Below are 15,154 nucleotides of genomic sequence, written 5' to 3' on the forward strand. Positions count from 1 at the left end.
GAATCCGCCCCGGAGACCCAAGTATGGCAGGCACCGACAAGCGCAAGCAGTCGCTGTACTTCCCCGAGGAGATGCTGAAGGAGATCCAGGAAGAGGCGACCCGCCAGGACCGCTCCCTTTCCTGGGTCGTGCAGCAGGCGTGGAAGATCGCCCGCGAGCGCATCAAGTCGTTCCCCGCCGTGAATGACGTGACTGGCGACGAGCGCCAGGACCCTCGGGAGGAGTAACGACGGATGGCTACGACGGACCATCGTAAGCAGAGTCTCTACTTCCCCGAGGACATGCTGGAGGAGATCCAGCGCGAGGCGACGCGGCAGGACCGCTCGCTGTCCTGGATTGTCCAGCAGGCGTGGAAGGTGGCGCGCGGGGACATCCGGAAGATGCCCTCGGTCAACGACGTGCTCAGCCCGCCGCCTCGTCCCGCGGCGCCCGCCCCGCCCCCGCGCAGCCCGCGGTGGCCGTGGCGGCAGCGCCTACCGAAGAGCCCAAGTAGTTCGCGGGGACCGGCCGCACGTCCGGCCCCTCGCCCTCACCTGCCCGCGGGCCTCGCGGGCAGCGCGCAGTTCTGGAAGGTGATGCGCGGCTCCTCACGGAGCGCCTGGACCGGCGTGGGGTGCTTTTCCCGCATGTAGGCCGACGCCAGGTTGGCCTCCGTGCCGCCCAGCTTGCGCGCCTGCACCGGATTGCGGTCGGGGTTCTGCCCCGCGTTGCCCAGCGCCTCGCCATAGCCGTCCCCTCCGTCCAGGAGGTACGCGTTCATCGCCACGCGGTAGCGGATGGACGGGTCCGTGCGCGCCGGAATCGGCACGGGCACGTCGTTCACCGTCAGCGCCGTCACTCGGGGGGCTCCTCCCTGGGCGCCGCAGTCCACGCGCATGGAGCTGCCCTGGGACAGGTGGAGGAAGGCGCCGGAGGGCGAGGCGATGACCTGCCCGGCCGGGTACAGCGCCTCCACGGACTTCTCCATCATCGCCACGAGCTCCGCCTCCGTGAGGTCCACCGTCACGACGAGGTTCTCGAAGAGGATGAGCTCGTGGAGCACGCCGTCGGTGAGCGGGCCCTGGCGCAGCTCCGTGCGCGTCGCGCACAGGCCCTCCTGGCGCAGCGAGCCGCCGTTGACCACGCCCAGCACCGCGGGGCGCGAGGAGTCATCCTCCGCGTGGAGGAGCGCGTCCGCCACGAGCTGGCCCAGCGCGTTGTTGTCGTGCCGCGTGTAGACCTTGTCGAGCAGCACGTTGCTGGCCAGATAGCCCACGATGGCGTCGGGGTCCTCGACCAGGGGCTGGCACGAATCGTTGTAGGCGATGCAGCCGCCCTGGAAGGCGCTCACGGCGACGGTGAGCGCGGCGAAGAGGGAGCGGGAGCGCGGCATCAGTAGTGGGCCCTCACGGTGAGGTATCCGGACATGCCCTCGCGCGGCAGCAGGTTGGGGACGCGGTCCGGGCGCGGGACTTCATCGCGGAGGTCGTTGTCGAACAGGTTGTGCGCCACCAGGGCCACCTCGAAGTGCTCCAGGATGGGCTCGGTGCGGAGCTGCGCGGTGATGAGGCTGTAGGACGGAATCTTGTAGCGGCGGATGAGCTCCAGCACGGAGCGGCTGTTGTTGCGCCGCTCCGCGCCCGTGCGCACCACCACGTCGAAGTTCACGTAGGCGCCAATGGGCATCGTCACGCCCGCGTTGAAGCGCGCCTGCGGCACGTCGGTGAGCAGCCGGGACTGCGCGGGCAGCTCCAGGTCCTCCGCGCGGGAGATGCTGGCGTTGAGCCACGCATAGGCGCGCTTGGAGGCCTCCAGCCGGGCCTCGCCCTCCACGCCGTAGACGCGCACGCCCAGCTCGCGGTTGCGCAGCGGGACGATGTTGCCGGACGTGTCCACCGGGACGATGGGCGAGCCGAAGAGCGCCACGTACGCGTTGGCGCGCAGCCGCACCCGCGCGTCGCCCGCGGACTGGATGAGGTCCGCGCCCAGCTCGAAGGTGTCCACCGTGGAGGGCTGGAGGCGCGGGTTCCCCTCGAAGCGGCCCTGGTTGTATTCCGTGTCCGGGATGCGCTCGACCAGCTCCTGAAGCGTGGGGGCACGGAAGGCGCGCCCATAGAGGGCCTTGAGCACCAGCGCGTCGGTGGCCGCGAAGACCAGCCCGACGCGCGGATTGAAGGTGGTCACGAAGCGGGTGCCGTCGATGGCGCCGGACGCGTCCACCGTGGGCAGCTGGGTGGCGTCCATGCGCACGCCGAACGTGAGCGTGAGCGCGTTGACCACGGTCCACTGGTCCTGCGCGAACAGGCCCACGTTGAGGCGGCGGGACGCGGCGCCGCTCGTCAGGTCCACCAGCCCCTCCGGCCGAGTCAGGCCGTCCGGGCGCACCTGGGCGTCCAGCGTGTAGTTCGTCTCGTACTCGTAGGAGCCCAGCGTCTGCTGCTCCACGACCGCGCCCAGGGAGAGGCGGTTGTAGGCGCTCAACGCCACGTCCGCGTCCACGGTCCCCGTCAGCGAGCGCACGGAGACGCGCGTCTGCTCCTGCATCCCCTCCTCGAACAGGCGGTTGGCCCCCGTGCCGGTGCTGAACTCGTGCGGGGTTATCTGGAAGAAGCGGTCGGTGGATTGCTGGTCGTAGGCGGCCCGGGCGCGCAGCGTCACGTCCGGGCCGAAGTCGCGCTCCCACGTCAGGTCCGCGAGGAAGACGTTCCAGCCCAGCTCGGAGTCCTCGCCCACGGTGTCGAAGAGGCCCACCAGGGCGCTGCGCCGCTCGGTGAGGAAGCGCGCGGAGGCGCCCAGGCGGCCGGCGCCGCCAGCCGTGTAGCTGACGCCCGCGCCCGCGTTGAAGAGGAAGCGCTCGTCACGCGTGCGGCCCGCCGGGTCTGTCACGTCGCGCAGCCCCTGGGAGCGGGCCTCGTCGTCCAGGCCGTCGTTCTCGATGGCGGTGGAATCCCCCGCCTGGCTCCACACGTCCACGTCCGCGAAGACGCGCAGGTCGCCGGCGGTGTGCCCCGCGGAGAGGTGCCCGTTCCCGGTGACGGCGAGCCGGTCATCCTGGGCCGGGTAGCCGCCGACGGACACGGCCGTGCGGACGCCGTCCGTCCGGTCGGTGACGATGTTGACCACGCCCAGGAACGCCCCCGCGCCATACAGCGCGGAGCCGGGGCCGCGGATGACCTCCACGCGCTCCAGGTTCTCCACCGGCAGGTTCATCAGCGCCTTGCCGTCGAAGAAGTTGTTGAGGCGGTGGCCATTGAGGAGGAAGAGCACCTCCGCGTCGTTGCGCAGGCCGCGGATGGCGGTGCGGTGGAAGCCCTGCACGTCCCGGCTGACGGACAGGCCGGGCACCACGTCCAGCACGTCCGCCACCGTGCGCGCGCCCAGGGCGCGAAGCTGCCGCTGGCTGAACGAGGCGCCAATGGCGGGCACGGTCCGCACCGTCGCCTCGTGGCGCGTGGCCAGGGCCAGCGTGTCCTCGGCGCTGTAGAGGGCCAGGTCTTCCTCCAGCTCCGACCGCGGGGGCGAGGGCGCTCGCGACGCGGCCCCCGCCATGCCGCCGGCGGCCGCGGAGGACCGCGAGGGACGCGCCGCCGGGGTGTCCGTGGGGGCATCCGCGGGCAGGTCCGCCGTGAGCGCGGCCATGGAGTCATCCCGCGGGGAGGCCTGGGGCGCGTCCTTGCGCGGCGCAGGTGCCTCGGAGCGCGCCCGCTGGCGCCCGGGCGGAGGCGTGCGCTCCGGCGGCGAGGCGCGTGGCGGCGTCCGGTTCACCAGCGGCTTGCGCTCGGGAGGCGGCGTGGGCCGCGCGATGGACGCGCTGGCCGGCGTCTCTCCCCCGACGAGCACGCGGGCGGGGCGTGATGCGGACTGGAAGAGCGGCACGCGCTCGCCGTCCGCGGTGAGGCCCTCGACGTAGTACTCGATGCCGGGCGGGATGACGTGCTCCGCCGGAATCACGGCCCGGTACAAGTCGCCGTACTCCCGCTCCATGGGCCTGCGCGCGTAGGGCTCACCCGGGCCGCGGTAGCGGACGTACAGCTCGAGCACGCGGCGGCCTTCCACCAACGTGCCATCGAGCTGCAAGGCGACGCGCGGTTCGGCGCGTTCAGGAGGGGAATGCAGGAGTCCCGGTTCCTCGGCGCGGCCGGGCACCGCCATGATGAGGACCAGGCTGAGGAGGGTCGCGCGAGCGTGTGCGGTCTTCAAGGCTGGGAGCCATGGTCCTTTGACCGACTGTCCCCGTCAAGGAACGCACCCGGCTCGCCCGCGCGCCGTTTTTTTGCCGGGCCCGCGGCGGCGTGCGAGGGATTGCCCACTCCATGCGCGATTCGCTCGCCTTGCACCTCGCCCTGTTCCGACGCCAGCGCGCGCAGATTGCCCGAGTGGTGGACGGACAGACGGCATCCTTCCGAGCCTACGAGGCCCGCTTCCGGCGGCGCACCTCGGGCTACCGGAGCGTCACGACGCTGCCCGCCGTGTACCAGCAGGTGCAGGCGGCGGACGTCGTCTACGTCGGGGACTACCACACCCTTCCGCTCGCCCAGGAGACCTACCTCGCACTGGTGGAGCGGGCGCGGGCCTCGGGCCGCCGCGTCATCATGGCGCTCGAGTGCGTGGAGGGCCGTCACCAGTCCACCGTGGACGCCTGGCGCGCCGGCCGCGTCACGGAGCGCTCGCTGCTGGCGAAGCTGGGCCACGCCTCCGGCTCGCGCGCCCTGCTCGCCTTCGCGCGCAAGCAGAAGCTGGAGGTGGTGGGCATCGACCGCCGCGCGCAGGGCGAGCGCTCGCTGGAGCTGCGGGACGCCTACGCCGCTGAACGCATCGCCCGCGCCGCGCGCGCCCCGGACCGGCCGCTCGTCATGGTGCTGGTGGGCCAGTACCACGTGGCGCCCTGCCACCTGCCCGCGCAGGTGGAGCGCGCGCTCGGCGCGGAGACGCGCAAGGGGCTCGTCGTGTACCAGAACGCGGAGGGCGTCTGGTGGCGGCTGGCGCGCGAGGGCCGCGTGGGCGCCGCGGAGGCCGTGGAGCTGGCGGACGGCACCCTGTGCCTGATGAACGCCTCGCCCGTGGTGTGCCAGCAGAGCTTCCTGGACTACCTGGAGGCGGAGGCCGGTGACGAGGCCCCGCTGTTGGATCGTGGCGCCACCGAGCGCTTCCGCGAGATGTCCGCGTTGATCGGCCGGCTCGCCGGCGTGCCCGTGGGCCGCGCCCTGGACACCGTGGACGTGGCCACCGCCGCGGACGGCGACGTCCTGGAGCGAATCCAGCGGCGCGGGCGCTTCACCCAGGCCGAGCTGACGCAGCTTCGCCGGCACATCCTCTCCCGAGAGAGCAGCTACATCCCCCGCGCGCGCGTGGCCTACCTGGCGTCGCTGTCGCTCAACCACGCGGCGGAGGAGGCGGCGCACTTCGTCCGGCACTGCGCCGTGGGTGACGCCATGGAGGCGCCGCGCGGCGCCTCGGAGGCCTTCTACGCGCGCTGCCTGGAAGAGGCGCTGGGCTTCTTCGGCTCGAAGCTGGTGAACCCCCGGCGCACCTGCCTGGGCGTGGCCGAGTGGGCCCAGCGCTTCGGTGAGAGCCGCGGCGTGGAGCGGCAGATCGCCGCCTTCGTCCTGGCGCACAAGGCCACGGAGGCGGAGGCGCCGGAGGAAGCGGTGAAGCTCCTCCCCCTGCGCAAGGACCGGCTGTTCCACGGCGTCAGCCACGCGCTGGGCTATCTGCTCGGGGACCGGCTGTATCAGGCCTTCGACAGCGGCGAAGTCGCCAAGGCCGAGGTCCAGACCTTGTTCCGGGACCCCTTCGTGGACCCGCGCGCGGCCTACTTCACGTGGGCTGAACGCCTGGGCGTCTGAGCCCGGCTACAGGTCCACCTGCCCCGAGGGCGCCGCGGGCGCGGCGTCCTCCTCCATGTCGAGCGGGCCGAAGGTCCCATCCGGCTTCAATATCCGCTGCCGCTCCGGCGCCTCGCTCAGCACCCGGATGGCCCCGTCCGGGGTCAGGAAATAGGCGATGCGGGACGCGGCGTGGACGACGGTGAGCGCGCCCAGCTCCGGGTAGAGCATCAGCGTGGCCAGCTCCGTCTCCAGCGGCCCGCCGAAGAGGACGTGGGAGTGGACCGAGCCCTGGTACAGCTCGCCCTCCGGCCCCGGCTCCAGGCTGATGGCGAAGACGCTCTGGTGCAGGCGCACCGCCTCGCGCTGTGTGCGCCCGTCAGGGCTGTAGCGGAAGCGGAGGTCACCGCCGAGGTAGAAGCGCCTCGGGTCCTGCGTCCCCTGGAGCACGTAGACGGTGAGGTCGCCGTCCTCCTCCACATAGACGACGGGGTTGATGGCGCCCCGCTCGAAAGCCTCCACGGTGGCCAGCATCGAGGCCTTCACCGCCCGGGCGACGGGGCTGAAATCCCCGGGCAGCGCGTCGAGCGGCAGCGGCGCCATCTGCTCCGCGTCGTCACGGGGCGCCTTGAAGGCGTAGGCCGGGGTGAAGGTGCCCGCGTCATCCACGGAGCCGAAGAGGGAATACCACCCATCCTCGCGCGGCACCGTGAAGAACCACTCCATGCGCGAGTGGTCCAGCGCATCCTGGGTGAGGAGCCGGTCCGTGGCGAAGATGGCGGCGCGCTCCGCGTCGAAGATGTACTTCGCCCGCGCCTGGACGCGGCGCAGCTCCGCGTCGTCCGGGATGGGCACGGTGGAGTCGGCGCCCTCCGGCTTCGCGCGCCCCGAATGCGCGCCACATCCGAAGCAGAGAACGGCGACGACCAGCAAGGGAACCACACGCATGGGGACCTCGTCCGTGACGGCAGGTCCACCCATTCTGCGCCAGCCTTCCACGGCCGTCACGCCGCGTGGAGCGGCGCTGCCGGAGGATTGGTGGCGCGTCCACCGCCATCCTCCGCTGGCCTGCGACCCGGGACTACGTCTTCTGCGGCGCGCTCGCGTGCAGGGCCGCCTTCACCTTCGCTCGGAAGGCGCGCATCTTCGACCGCAGCTCCTCCCTCTGCGCGTCGGAGAGCTGGCCGCCCGCGGCTTCACGCTGGGCCTTCATCTCCTCGCGGAGCTGGCGGCCCTCGGCCTTGAGCGCGTCCGCCTGGGCCTGGGTGAGGCGGCCCTCGGCCACTGCCTTGTCCATCCGGTGCGCCAGGCGGGCCATCTTGTGCCCGTGCCGCTTGCCCTTGTGGCGGTGGTGTCCGCCATGCCCCTTGCCGTCCGCCGCGGGCGGGTTGGCCGGCTCGGGCGTGGCCGTCTGGGCCAGCACGGGCGTGGCGAGGAACAGCGAGGCGACGGCAACGGAACGCAGGGTGGTGATGAGCTTCATCGTGGTTCGCTCCTCTGGGTGACTGAGGCGTCGGGAACCGGCCTTGCCGTCGCCTCTTGCCCTGAAAAACCCCGCGCGGCGCGAAAGGTTAAAGCCGTCCGCGCGGAGGCCTGTTCGCGCCTGCTCCCCTGCCCTACCGCGTGGGCAGCTTCATCGCGCGCGTGGCGATGAAGCCGTTGTAGTACCGCGACAGCGCGTCTTCCGGGCCGAACGAGTCCTCGAAGAAGCCGACGACGGCGAGCCCCGCGTCCACCTGGCCGCCAATCTGGTCCTCCAGGGAGTGCCCCACGCAGAGCGGCTCGTTCACGTCCGTGAAGCGGCGGCGCTCCTCGTCGGACAGGCTGGTGAAGTCCGAATAGGGCATCCGGTACTTCAACGTGAAGATGCCCTGCTTCTCCAAGGCCAGGTCGAACAGGTAGTTCACCGGGTTGGTGAAGCCGGACAGCAGCACGCCGCCAGGGCGCAGCACGCGCGCCGCCTCACGCCACACGGGGCGCACCGCGTCCACGAAGCAGTTGGAGCACGGGTGGAAGATGAGGTCGAAGCTTTCGTCTTTGAAGGCGGAGAGGTCGCGCATGTCGCCCTCCACCAGCCGCAGCTCCAGACCCTCGCGCTCCGCCACCAGGCGGTCCTGGCCAAGCTGCGCGGGGGAGTTGTCCAGCACCGACACCCGGGCGCCCGCCGCCGCGAACACCGGGGCCTGCTGGCCACCGGAGCCCGCGAGGCACAGCAGGTCCTTGCCCCGGAGGTCACCGAACCACTCGCGCGGCACGGGCTTCGTCGGCGTGAGGACCACGCTCCAATCGCCCTTGCGGGCGGCGGCGATGACCTCCGGGCTCACGGGGAGCGTCCACTTGTTGCCCGTGGCCACCTGGTGATTCCACGCCTCGCGGTTGTACTTCCGCACGTCCGCTTCAGTCGTCATGCAGCACCCTTCCTTCCATGCCTCCGGCGACCGTGACGACCTCACCCGTCACGTGTCCGGAGATCCGGTCCGACGCGAGCGACACCACCACGCGCGCCACGTCCACGGGCTCGGCCACCTTGCGCAGCGGCATCGTCCGCGTGGCGCGCTCGACGAAGCCCGGCTGCGCCAGCTTGGCGCGGCTGCGGTCCACCGCCGTCCACCCCGGGCACACGACGTTGACGCGGCCCAGGGGCGCGATGCGGTTCAGCTCGTTCTTGAGGCTCTTGAGGAAGCCGCTCGCCAGCGCGCCCTTGGCGGCGGCGTAGTCGGCATGGCCTGCTTCACCGAACAGCCCCGCGGTGGAGCTGATGATGACGATGTTGCCCGTCTTCGTGGTGGCCACGTGCCGGAGGAAGGCGCGGCAGCACAGGAAGACGCTGTCCAGGTTCTCCGCCAGCGTGCGGCGCCAGCGCGTCAGCGACATCTCCCAGAGGGGCTCATCCGGGGCGGGCCAGACGCCCGCGTTGCACACCAGCACATCCAGCCGCCCCAGCGCGGCCACCGCCGCGGGGACGAGCGCGTCCACATCGGCCTCCACCGTCAGGTCCGCGCGCACCGCGGCGCCGCCGACCTCGCGCGCCAGCGCCTGGGCCTTCTCGGTACTGGAGTGGTGGTGCACCGCGACCTTCGCGCCTTCTTCCGCGAAGGTGCGGACCAGGGCGGTGCCGATGCCTCCAGCGCCGCCCGTGACCAGGACGCCTCTGCCTTGCAGCTCCGTGTCCATCCGGGTGTTCTCCTCGGTCGTGCCTTCACGGGGCCGCTTTCGCGGAGTCGCGGGCACACCGGTGGCGTCCGGCGGCTCACGACGAGAAAAGGCCCCGGCTCCTGACAAGAGCCCGCCCCATGCCCCAAGGCCAGCGGAAAGAATCCGGGCCCCCCCTGGCGGGACGGGCTTCCTTACCGTGCCGACTTTGTGATTACTTCTACAAAACCCTCTCAGGTTTATCTCAAGGAGCCGCCCTTGACCTCTCACCGCCTCACGACCGCCACTCGGGAGGAACCGGCCATCCTCACGTTCGAACGACGGCACGTCCTCTTCACGGTCGAGCACACGCGCTTCGAGTTCGTCCGCACGATGGAGCGCCGGGCCAACGGCGAGGAGCTGCTCCTGGCCAACCGCTACGAACGTCACGGGCTCGCGGGCCGCGTCGCCATCAAGCGCGTGCGCAGCCCCGCGAGCGCCGCGCGAAGGCAGCGGCTGGTGGAGGAAGTGCAACTGGCCTACCGCCTCCACCATCCCACCATCGCCCAGGTGCACTACTTCAAGGTTCACCGGGGCAAGCCGTACATCATCATGGAGCACGTGGACGGGCCGTCGCTGGAGACGGTGCTGAACCTCATGGCCATGCGCGGCAAGCCCGTGTCCCTGCCCTTCGCGCTCCATGTCGCCGCGGAGCTGGCGGATGCCCTGCACCACGCCCACTCGCTCCAGGACGAGCAGGGCCGGTCCCTGAGGCTGATTCATCGCGACGTCAGCCCACGGAACGTGAGGGTGGCGCATACGGGCGAGGTGAAGCTGACGCACTTCGGCGTGGCCTACTCGCACCTGGTCGGCCGGGAGGAGACGGCGGACGCGCTCCTCAAGGGCGACGTGGCCTACGCCTCTCCGGAGTACCTCGCGGGCACGACGCTGACCGCCGCCTCGGACCTCTTCTCGCTGGGCCTGGTGCTGTTGGAGCTGGCCACGGGGCGGCACCTCTTCGCGGCCGCGGCGGATTCGCTGGAGCCGCCGCGCGCGAAGACACGCGAGCTGCGCCTGGAGGAGCCCCCTTCCCTGCCGCTCACTCAAATGCTGATGCTGCTGGAGGACCATGGCCCCCAGGACATCGAGCGGGCCGCCGCGGACCTGCCAGACGAGGTGCGCGCCGTCCTTCAGGGAACATTGCAGAAGGACGCAGCGAAGCGCTTCGCCTCGGCCGGAGCCCTGTGTACGGCGCTCCGGGAGTGCCTCGTGCAGGAGATCCGCCGCGCCGGCCGCCCCTTCGGACGTGCCGACATCGCCGAGGAGCTGGCGCGGCTCATCAGCGACGCCAGCGCGGTGCGCGACGAGGTCGAACTGCTCGACGAGGGACTCTTCCCCTCGGGCCTCGATGCCCACGAATTGCCACCGCGGGGCCAGGGAGGCAACTGACGGACGCCCCTGGCGCTACCGGGACAGGGCGCTCGCCATCACGACGAGCGCCTTGAGCTTCTCATCGTCCAGCGTCTCCGCGAGCGTCATCAACCGCCGCTGCAACGAGGACGGCTTCTTCGCGCCCGCGCGGCTCTCCCGGGCGAGCCCCAGCAGCTCATCCGTGGAGGTGCGCAGCACCATGGCCACCCTCCGGAGCGTGGACACCCGCGGCAGCATCTTCCCCCGCTCCATCCGGCTGTAGACCATGGGGTGCATGTCCAGCAGCGCCGCCACTTCGACCTGCGTCAGTCCCAGCCGCGCGCGCGCCTCACGCACGGCCCTCCCGAAAACGGCTCCCAGTTCTTCATCCATGGCTCGCCCAGGAGCCTAACCCAACACCCCGGCGCGCGGGTGGCCCGCCGCGACGCTAAGCACTTCAAGACGGGGCCTTGGAGAGCACTTTCACCTTCCCTGGCGGCAACGAGGACGGCATCCTCCCGGCGGGGTCCTGGCGGAGGCCCGTGACACGCCAGGTCGGACCCGCCGGGTGGGCAGCCCCCTGGGAGAGAGCATGGCGGAAGCGCAGGGGCGAGAGGACTCGCCGGGGACACGCATCGCGGGCTTCACCCTGGGCAAGCGGCTGGGCAGCGGCGCGTTCGGTGACGTGTACCTCGCGACGCGCGACGGCGAGGAGGTCGCGCTCAAGCTCCAGGACCTCCACCGGATGGCGGGGTGGCCCGAGCGGGAGTGCGCCATCCTGCTGCGCCTGCGTCACCCCAACGTGGTGGCGTTCCGCGCCGGCGGCAGGTTCCCGGGCGAACAGCCCCGGCAGTTCTACCTGGCGATGGAGTACGTGCGAGGCCGGACGCTGCATCAGTGGGTGGAAGAGGAGAACCCCAGCGCGCGCCAGGTGGCACGGCTGCTGCGCGGCATGGCCCGGGGCCTGGAGGCGACGCACGCGGCGGGCGTCGTGCACCGCGACATCAAGGAGTCCAACGTCATGGTGCGGGAGGCGGACGGAGCGCCCGTGCTGGTGGACTTCGGCGTGGGCGACTTCGCCGGCGCGCCCCGCCTCACCCAGGGCGTCCTGCCGCCAGGGACCATGCGCTACCGCAGCCCGGAGGCGCTGGCGTTCCGCAGGGCCAGCAGCTCGGCGATGGAGCCGAAGTACCGGTGTGAGCCGGCGGATGACGTCTACGCGCTCGGCGTGGTCCTCTACTGGATGCTCACCGGCCGCCCCCCCTTCCTGGAGGTGGTGACCCCTACGCAAATCGAGGCCGTCATCTCCGAGGCGCCGCTGGCGCCCCAGGGGGTGAACCCGCGAGTGCCACCGGCGCTGGGCGAGCTGTGTCTGCGAATCCTGGCCAAGGCCCCAGAAGCCCGTGGGAGCGCGGCGGATCTGCGCGCGGACGTGGAGCGGGCGCTCGCCGCCGCCGACGCGACGTGGGACGTCCCCTTGTGCGAGTGGCGGCAGGACGCGGAGGCACCCGAGCCGGAGCCCTGGCCCGAGCACGACAACGACGCTGCGTTGGCGATGTGGGTCGAGGCGGGTGACGCTCCCTGGCGCACGCCCAGGCGCGGCCCCCTGCCGCACAAGGCCCCGCTGGAGCCGCCGGCCGCCGCGGACGCGGCGTCACGTGTGCTCGCTCCGGGACGCGCGGCGCGCTGGGCGGTGCTGCTCGTGGGGCTCGTGTGCGCGGTGGGCGTGGGGCGCTGGGTGACGGCACCCGCGCCTGACGGCATGGGGAATCCCAGCCGGGAAGTGGCTTTGGCCAGTGGCCAGCCAGAAAGTGGGCACGCCGCGCCACTGCCCGCCCCCGGGCCCACCCACGCGGCCGTCACCGCCGAGGTGGCGCACCCGAAGAAGGACGAGCTCCCCGTGAAGCAGAAGCCCGACAGCATGACGACTCCCCAGCAGCCCGCCTCCAGCGCGCGGGCCCTCAAGGCAGCGGCCCGAACGATGGTCGCCGTCGCCGCCTGCTCGGGCCTGGGCTGCCCCAGCGGCCCGCAGGTGCGCCCAGCACCTCCTGGCGAAGCCTGCCCGCCCGGTGCGGAGGCGGCCATGGAGCGGGCCGGGATTCGCATTGGCGCCGGCACGGGCCTCCTCTTCGTCGACGGAAAGGGGTACGGAGACCCCGTCCCCGTCCGGGAGGGGCGAGTTCAGGTTGAGCTCGGACCCGGTTTCGGAACGCTGTCTTCAGGCACGGCGGTAGGCGAGCTCATCTTCGCCGACCGCGTCTATGGCCGCTTCACCCAGGCCTACACCCGTGGAGGGGACTTCATCCCGGTGTGTCTGGAGATGGTCGAGCAGCACGGCGTGCGCGGCCTCCGAAGGAAGAGCAGCGACCCGAGCCCTGGCACCGCCATCGTCAGCAACACCGCCATCGTGTTCGCCGTGGAGCGCTTCGAATAGCCCCCTCCGCCACCGACCCGCGCCGTCCACAAGGGATGTGCTTGTCCGTGACCACGCCACTGCTCCCCCTTCATGTCCTCGCGATTCTCCTGGTGGTGGCAGCGCCCGCGCGCGCCCAGCCAGCCTCCTGCCAGGACCCGGCGGAGCGGCCCATTGAGTTGGGCGCGGAGCGGTGCAGCCGACTCGCCGAGATCCGGGTTGGCGAGAATGTGGCGACAGTGCTTCGCTTCGACACGCCCCTGGTGCGCGCGGAGCTGACCGGACCGGGACGCTTCCGAAAGGTGATGGACGGCGAACTCCTCATGCTGGTGCCCGACGCGCCCGCGGAGGACGGGGCCCGAACCTCGCTGACGGTCTCCTTCGCGGATGGCGCGGTCCCCACCCAGGCCAGGCTCCATCTCATCATGGCGACGCCCGCGCGGGCGGAGCGACAGGTGGAGCTCTTTCGGCGGGCGCGCACGGCCGACTCCCTCCAGCGGGAGCTGCGGGAAACGCAGCGGACGCTTCAAGAGCTGCGCGCGGAGAACGCGCGGCTGAAGGCAGCGCAGACGCTCCCAGATGGTTTGATGGGGATGTGGGAGAGCGGCGCCATGGACCGAACTGGCGTCGCAGCCAAAGAGAACCTGAGCATCCAACAGCACGCGCGGAACAGCCTGGTGCTCCTCTCCGGGCTGACCTTCCGAGCCAGGAGCATCCTGGTGGTGGTGAGCCTGAAGAGCCCACCCGGCGCGAAGCCGTGGCAGGCCACGGGCGCGGCCCTGGTGGGCCCGGATGGCGCGGAGCTGAAGGTCGCGAGGATCTGGAACCCCGCGGCCCTCAAGCCCGGCGAGTGGGCAAACGTCCTGGTGGAGACCGATCCCGTGAAAGGCGCCCTCCGAGGCCCCTTCACCCTGACGCTGTGGGCGGAGGACGGCAAGCGCCCCATCATCCTCGGCAACATCGAGTTCCCGTGAGCTGACGCCGCGGCCAGGCGCCCTGCTCCGGATTCGAGCTTGCTCCTGCCTCGTCGCGCGCGCCGAGACGGCAGCGAAGGCGCTCGCCGCCGCGCTCGGCTCGCTGTCCATGACAGGGCTGAAAGGGGGCGAACAGCCCCTGGGCCCGCGAGCGCCCTGCCGCGACATGCACTTTCACCTTCTCTGGCAGCAGGAGGAACGGCATCCTTCATCCCAGGTCCTCCAACGACCCATCAACCTCAGAGGTCCTACAGGATGGTTGAACGTTCCATGGGAAGAAGGATGACAGAGGCACGGAGTCGCTGTGCCTTCGCTCCGGCATTGAATGCTCCCAGGCGCCCGGGAGCTGGCCCCACCCTTGGAGTTCAGGCAGCGCACCAGGGCACGCTGCGGCGCACAACCACGTCGAAACCAAGGGTCGACACCGCCCCCCCCTACCCATCCAGGGTGATAGACGCCAGCCGTTGAGATCTGATTAGTAGACTCAACATGCAAACATGGAACAAGCTGAATACCATGCTCATAGGTCTGACTGCGCTATCGCTGGGGTGCTCCAGCAGCGCCACGGGCTCAGTCGGGCGCCGTGACATGGGCCACCGTGACGCCTATGCCCTGGCTTCCTGCACGGACACGGTCTCGTGCTGCATTCAGCGCAACCCAGGCGTGCCCGAAGCATGCGGCCTCACGGCGGGCGAGGCCGCCGCGCATCTCGCGGCCATGGATGCCGCCATGAAACGCGCGAACGAGCGAGAGGATGGCGAGGAGGACGACGACGCAGACGAGGGATGGAAGGAGCACTGCCGCGACACCTACGTCCTTTGCCGCGACGCGAAGAAGCCGCGGTGGGATGGCGACTGCTACGCATGCTTTCGGTACTGCGAGGGGCAACGGCAGTGGCCCTACGAAATGTGCAGCCGGGATCGGCGCTAGGGGCCTCCAATGCCGGAACACCATGCTTGGCACCAAATCAGGGAACTCAATCGTCGCGTGACGGACCTCGGAGAGCCGTTCGCTCTCACGGATGAGCTTCGCGCCCTGCTGAGAGGTACCGCTTCCGAAGTGGCCATCACGCCGGGGGAGGTCGCCCAGGCGCTCCAGGACGATGCGAGCGCCGCCGCGCTGCTCAAGGAGATCGCGAAGCGTATCCGCGTGGGCTCGCGGCGCCTGTCTCGTGCCCTCACCGAAGCGAACAAGCGCCGGGAGGAAGGCGACCTCGAAGGCGCACGCGCGCCACTCCAGGAGCTGCTTGAACGTGAGGTCGTCCCGTTCTACCGCGAGCTTGCGCAGCTTGAGCTCGACGCGCTCGACGCGCAGTGACGCGTGGCTTCCCTGGCCACGAAGCGCGCGGCGGACTCGCCCGCCGTGAGGCCGTGCGCGTCGGGGACACCTGGATTGCGCTGGAGGCAGCACGACAGCGCTCC

At 71.1% G+C, this 15,154-nt stretch carries 14 protein-coding genes and 1 pseudogene; 8 read left to right on the top strand and 7 right to left on the bottom strand.

Annotated features, from left to right (window positions below; translation table 11 throughout):
• Positions 1-23: 23 nt before the first annotated feature.
• Positions 24-227 (top strand): TIGR04563 family protein, encoded by a 204-nt coding sequence (locus MYMAC_RS21630; protein WP_002638649.1) that lies wholly within the window; start codon positions 24-26, stop codon positions 225-227.
• A gap of 54 nt (positions 228-281) precedes the next feature.
• On the top strand, positions 282-632 hold the full coding sequence (locus MYMAC_RS38705) for a TIGR04563 family protein (RefSeq protein WP_420810048.1): 351 nt from the start codon (positions 282-284) through the stop codon (positions 630-632).
• Here MYMAC_RS38705 and MYMAC_RS21640 read toward each other — a convergent pair.
• Both MYMAC_RS21640 and MYMAC_RS21645 read right to left on the bottom strand, forming a co-directional pair.
• Positions 530-1,372 carry a 5'-nucleotidase C-terminal domain-containing protein gene (locus MYMAC_RS21640; protein WP_095959459.1) on the bottom strand — a complete coding sequence of 281 codons (843 nt, stop codon included), beginning with the start codon at positions 1,370-1,372 and terminating at the stop codon, positions 530-532. The two genes, MYMAC_RS38705 and MYMAC_RS21640, sit on opposite strands and share 103 nt — an antisense overlap.
• Positions 1,372-4,179, bottom strand: a complete 2,808-nt coding sequence (locus tag MYMAC_RS21645) for a TonB-dependent receptor domain-containing protein (RefSeq protein WP_095959460.1) — start codon at positions 4,177-4,179, stop codon at positions 1,372-1,374. The genes MYMAC_RS21640 and MYMAC_RS21645 overlap by 1 nt, the downstream gene beginning before the upstream one ends.
• Positions 4,180-4,292: 113 nt before the next feature.
• On the opposite strand from MYMAC_RS21645, the gene MYMAC_RS21650 reads away from it, so the two are divergent.
• Positions 4,293-5,825, top strand: coding sequence for a ChaN family lipoprotein (locus MYMAC_RS21650; protein WP_170114755.1), 1,533 nt, complete (start codon positions 4,293-4,295; stop codon positions 5,823-5,825).
• A gap of 6 nt (positions 5,826-5,831) precedes the next feature.
• On the opposite strand, the gene MYMAC_RS21655 is transcribed toward MYMAC_RS21650, so the two are convergent.
• The 4 genes and pseudogenes from MYMAC_RS21655 to MYMAC_RS21670 form a co-directional block, all read right to left on the bottom strand.
• Positions 5,832-6,752: a hypothetical protein gene (locus MYMAC_RS21655; RefSeq protein ID WP_238539773.1), complete on the bottom strand. Its 921-nt coding sequence runs from the start codon at positions 6,750-6,752 to the stop codon at positions 5,832-5,834.
• 133 nt (positions 6,753-6,885) lie between these two features.
• Positions 6,886-7,287 (bottom strand): hypothetical protein, encoded by a 402-nt coding sequence (locus tag MYMAC_RS21660; RefSeq protein ID WP_013940969.1) that lies wholly within the window; start codon positions 7,285-7,287, stop codon positions 6,886-6,888.
• A gap of 451 nt (positions 7,288-7,738) precedes the next feature.
• A pseudogene (locus tag MYMAC_RS38710) lies at positions 7,739-8,212 on the bottom strand (class I SAM-dependent methyltransferase); the annotation flags it as partial.
• Positions 8,202-8,978: an SDR family NAD(P)-dependent oxidoreductase gene (locus tag MYMAC_RS21670; RefSeq protein ID WP_095959462.1), complete on the bottom strand. Its 777-nt coding sequence runs from the start codon at positions 8,976-8,978 to the stop codon at positions 8,202-8,204. The pseudogene MYMAC_RS38710 and the gene MYMAC_RS21670, both read right to left, overlap by 11 nt.
• A gap of 237 nt (positions 8,979-9,215) precedes the next feature.
• Between MYMAC_RS21670 and MYMAC_RS21675 the strand changes: the two genes are divergently transcribed.
• Positions 9,216-10,385 (top strand): serine/threonine-protein kinase, encoded by a 1,170-nt coding sequence (locus MYMAC_RS21675; protein WP_095959463.1) that lies wholly within the window; start codon positions 9,216-9,218, stop codon positions 10,383-10,385.
• A 15-nt stretch (positions 10,386-10,400) separates the two neighbouring features.
• Here MYMAC_RS21675 and MYMAC_RS21680 read toward each other — a convergent pair whose 3' ends face one another.
• On the bottom strand, positions 10,401-10,739 hold the full coding sequence (locus MYMAC_RS21680) for a helix-turn-helix domain-containing protein (protein ID WP_043711581.1): 339 nt from the start codon (positions 10,737-10,739) through the stop codon (positions 10,401-10,403).
• Positions 10,740-10,938: 199 nt separating this feature from the next.
• On the opposite strand from MYMAC_RS21680, the gene MYMAC_RS21685 reads away from it, so the two are divergent.
• The 4 genes from MYMAC_RS21685 (at position 10,939) to MYMAC_RS21700 (ending at position 15,050) form a co-directional block, all read left to right on the top strand.
• Entirely contained in the window at positions 10,939-12,780 is a 1,842-nt protein-coding gene (locus MYMAC_RS21685; RefSeq protein WP_095959464.1) for a serine/threonine-protein kinase, read from the top strand.
• Between the two features lie 47 nt (positions 12,781-12,827).
• The gene (locus MYMAC_RS21690; protein WP_239988937.1) at positions 12,828-13,733 is read left to right on the top strand and encodes a DUF2381 family protein; all 906 of its coding nucleotides are present in this window, start codon (positions 12,828-12,830) and stop codon (positions 13,731-13,733) included.
• Between the two features lie 516 nt (positions 13,734-14,249).
• Positions 14,250-14,663, top strand: a complete 414-nt coding sequence (locus MYMAC_RS21695; protein WP_239989641.1) for a hypothetical protein — start codon at positions 14,250-14,252, stop codon at positions 14,661-14,663.
• 9 nt (positions 14,664-14,672) lie between these two features.
• Complete coding sequence (locus MYMAC_RS21700; protein ID WP_095959467.1) at positions 14,673-15,050, top strand: DUSAM domain-containing protein; 378 nt, start codon at positions 14,673-14,675, stop codon at positions 15,048-15,050.
• Positions 15,051-15,154 lie beyond the last annotated feature (104 nt).

This window comes from Corallococcus macrosporus DSM 14697 (assembly GCF_002305895.1).
GTDB lineage: Bacteria > Myxococcota > Myxococcia > Myxococcales > Myxococcaceae > Myxococcus > Myxococcus macrosporus.

Excerpts from the sequence above, each read along its gene's own strand:
- MYMAC_RS21630 (WP_002638649.1), top strand. The coding sequence starts at position 24 with ATGGCAGGCACCGACAAGCGCAAGCAGTCGCTGTACTTCCCCGAGGAG.
- MYMAC_RS38705 (WP_420810048.1), top strand. The coding sequence starts at position 282 with ATGCTGGAGGAGATCCAGCGCGAGGCGACGCGGCAGGACCGCTCGCTG.
- MYMAC_RS21640 (WP_095959459.1), bottom strand. The coding sequence starts at position 1,372 with ATGCCGCGCTCCCGCTCCCTCTTCGCCGCGCTCACCGTCGCCGTGAGC.
- MYMAC_RS21650 (WP_170114755.1), top strand. The coding sequence starts at position 4,293 with ATGCGCGATTCGCTCGCCTTGCACCTCGCCCTGTTCCGACGCCAGCGC.
- MYMAC_RS21655 (WP_238539773.1), bottom strand. The coding sequence starts at position 6,752 with ATGCGTGTGGTTCCCTTGCTGGTCGTCGCCGTTCTCTGCTTCGGATGT.
- MYMAC_RS21660 (WP_013940969.1), bottom strand. The coding sequence starts at position 7,287 with ATGAAGCTCATCACCACCCTGCGTTCCGTTGCCGTCGCCTCGCTGTTC.
- MYMAC_RS21670 (WP_095959462.1), bottom strand. The coding sequence starts at position 8,978 with ATGGACACGGAGCTGCAAGGCAGAGGCGTCCTGGTCACGGGCGGCGCT.
- MYMAC_RS21680 (WP_043711581.1), bottom strand. The coding sequence starts at position 10,739 with ATGGATGAAGAACTGGGAGCCGTTTTCGGGAGGGCCGTGCGTGAGGCG.
- MYMAC_RS21685 (WP_095959464.1), top strand. The coding sequence starts at position 10,939 with ATGGCGGAAGCGCAGGGGCGAGAGGACTCGCCGGGGACACGCATCGCG.
- MYMAC_RS21695 (WP_239989641.1), top strand. The coding sequence starts at position 14,250 with ATGCTCATAGGTCTGACTGCGCTATCGCTGGGGTGCTCCAGCAGCGCC.
- MYMAC_RS21700 (WP_095959467.1), top strand. The coding sequence starts at position 14,673 with ATGCCGGAACACCATGCTTGGCACCAAATCAGGGAACTCAATCGTCGC.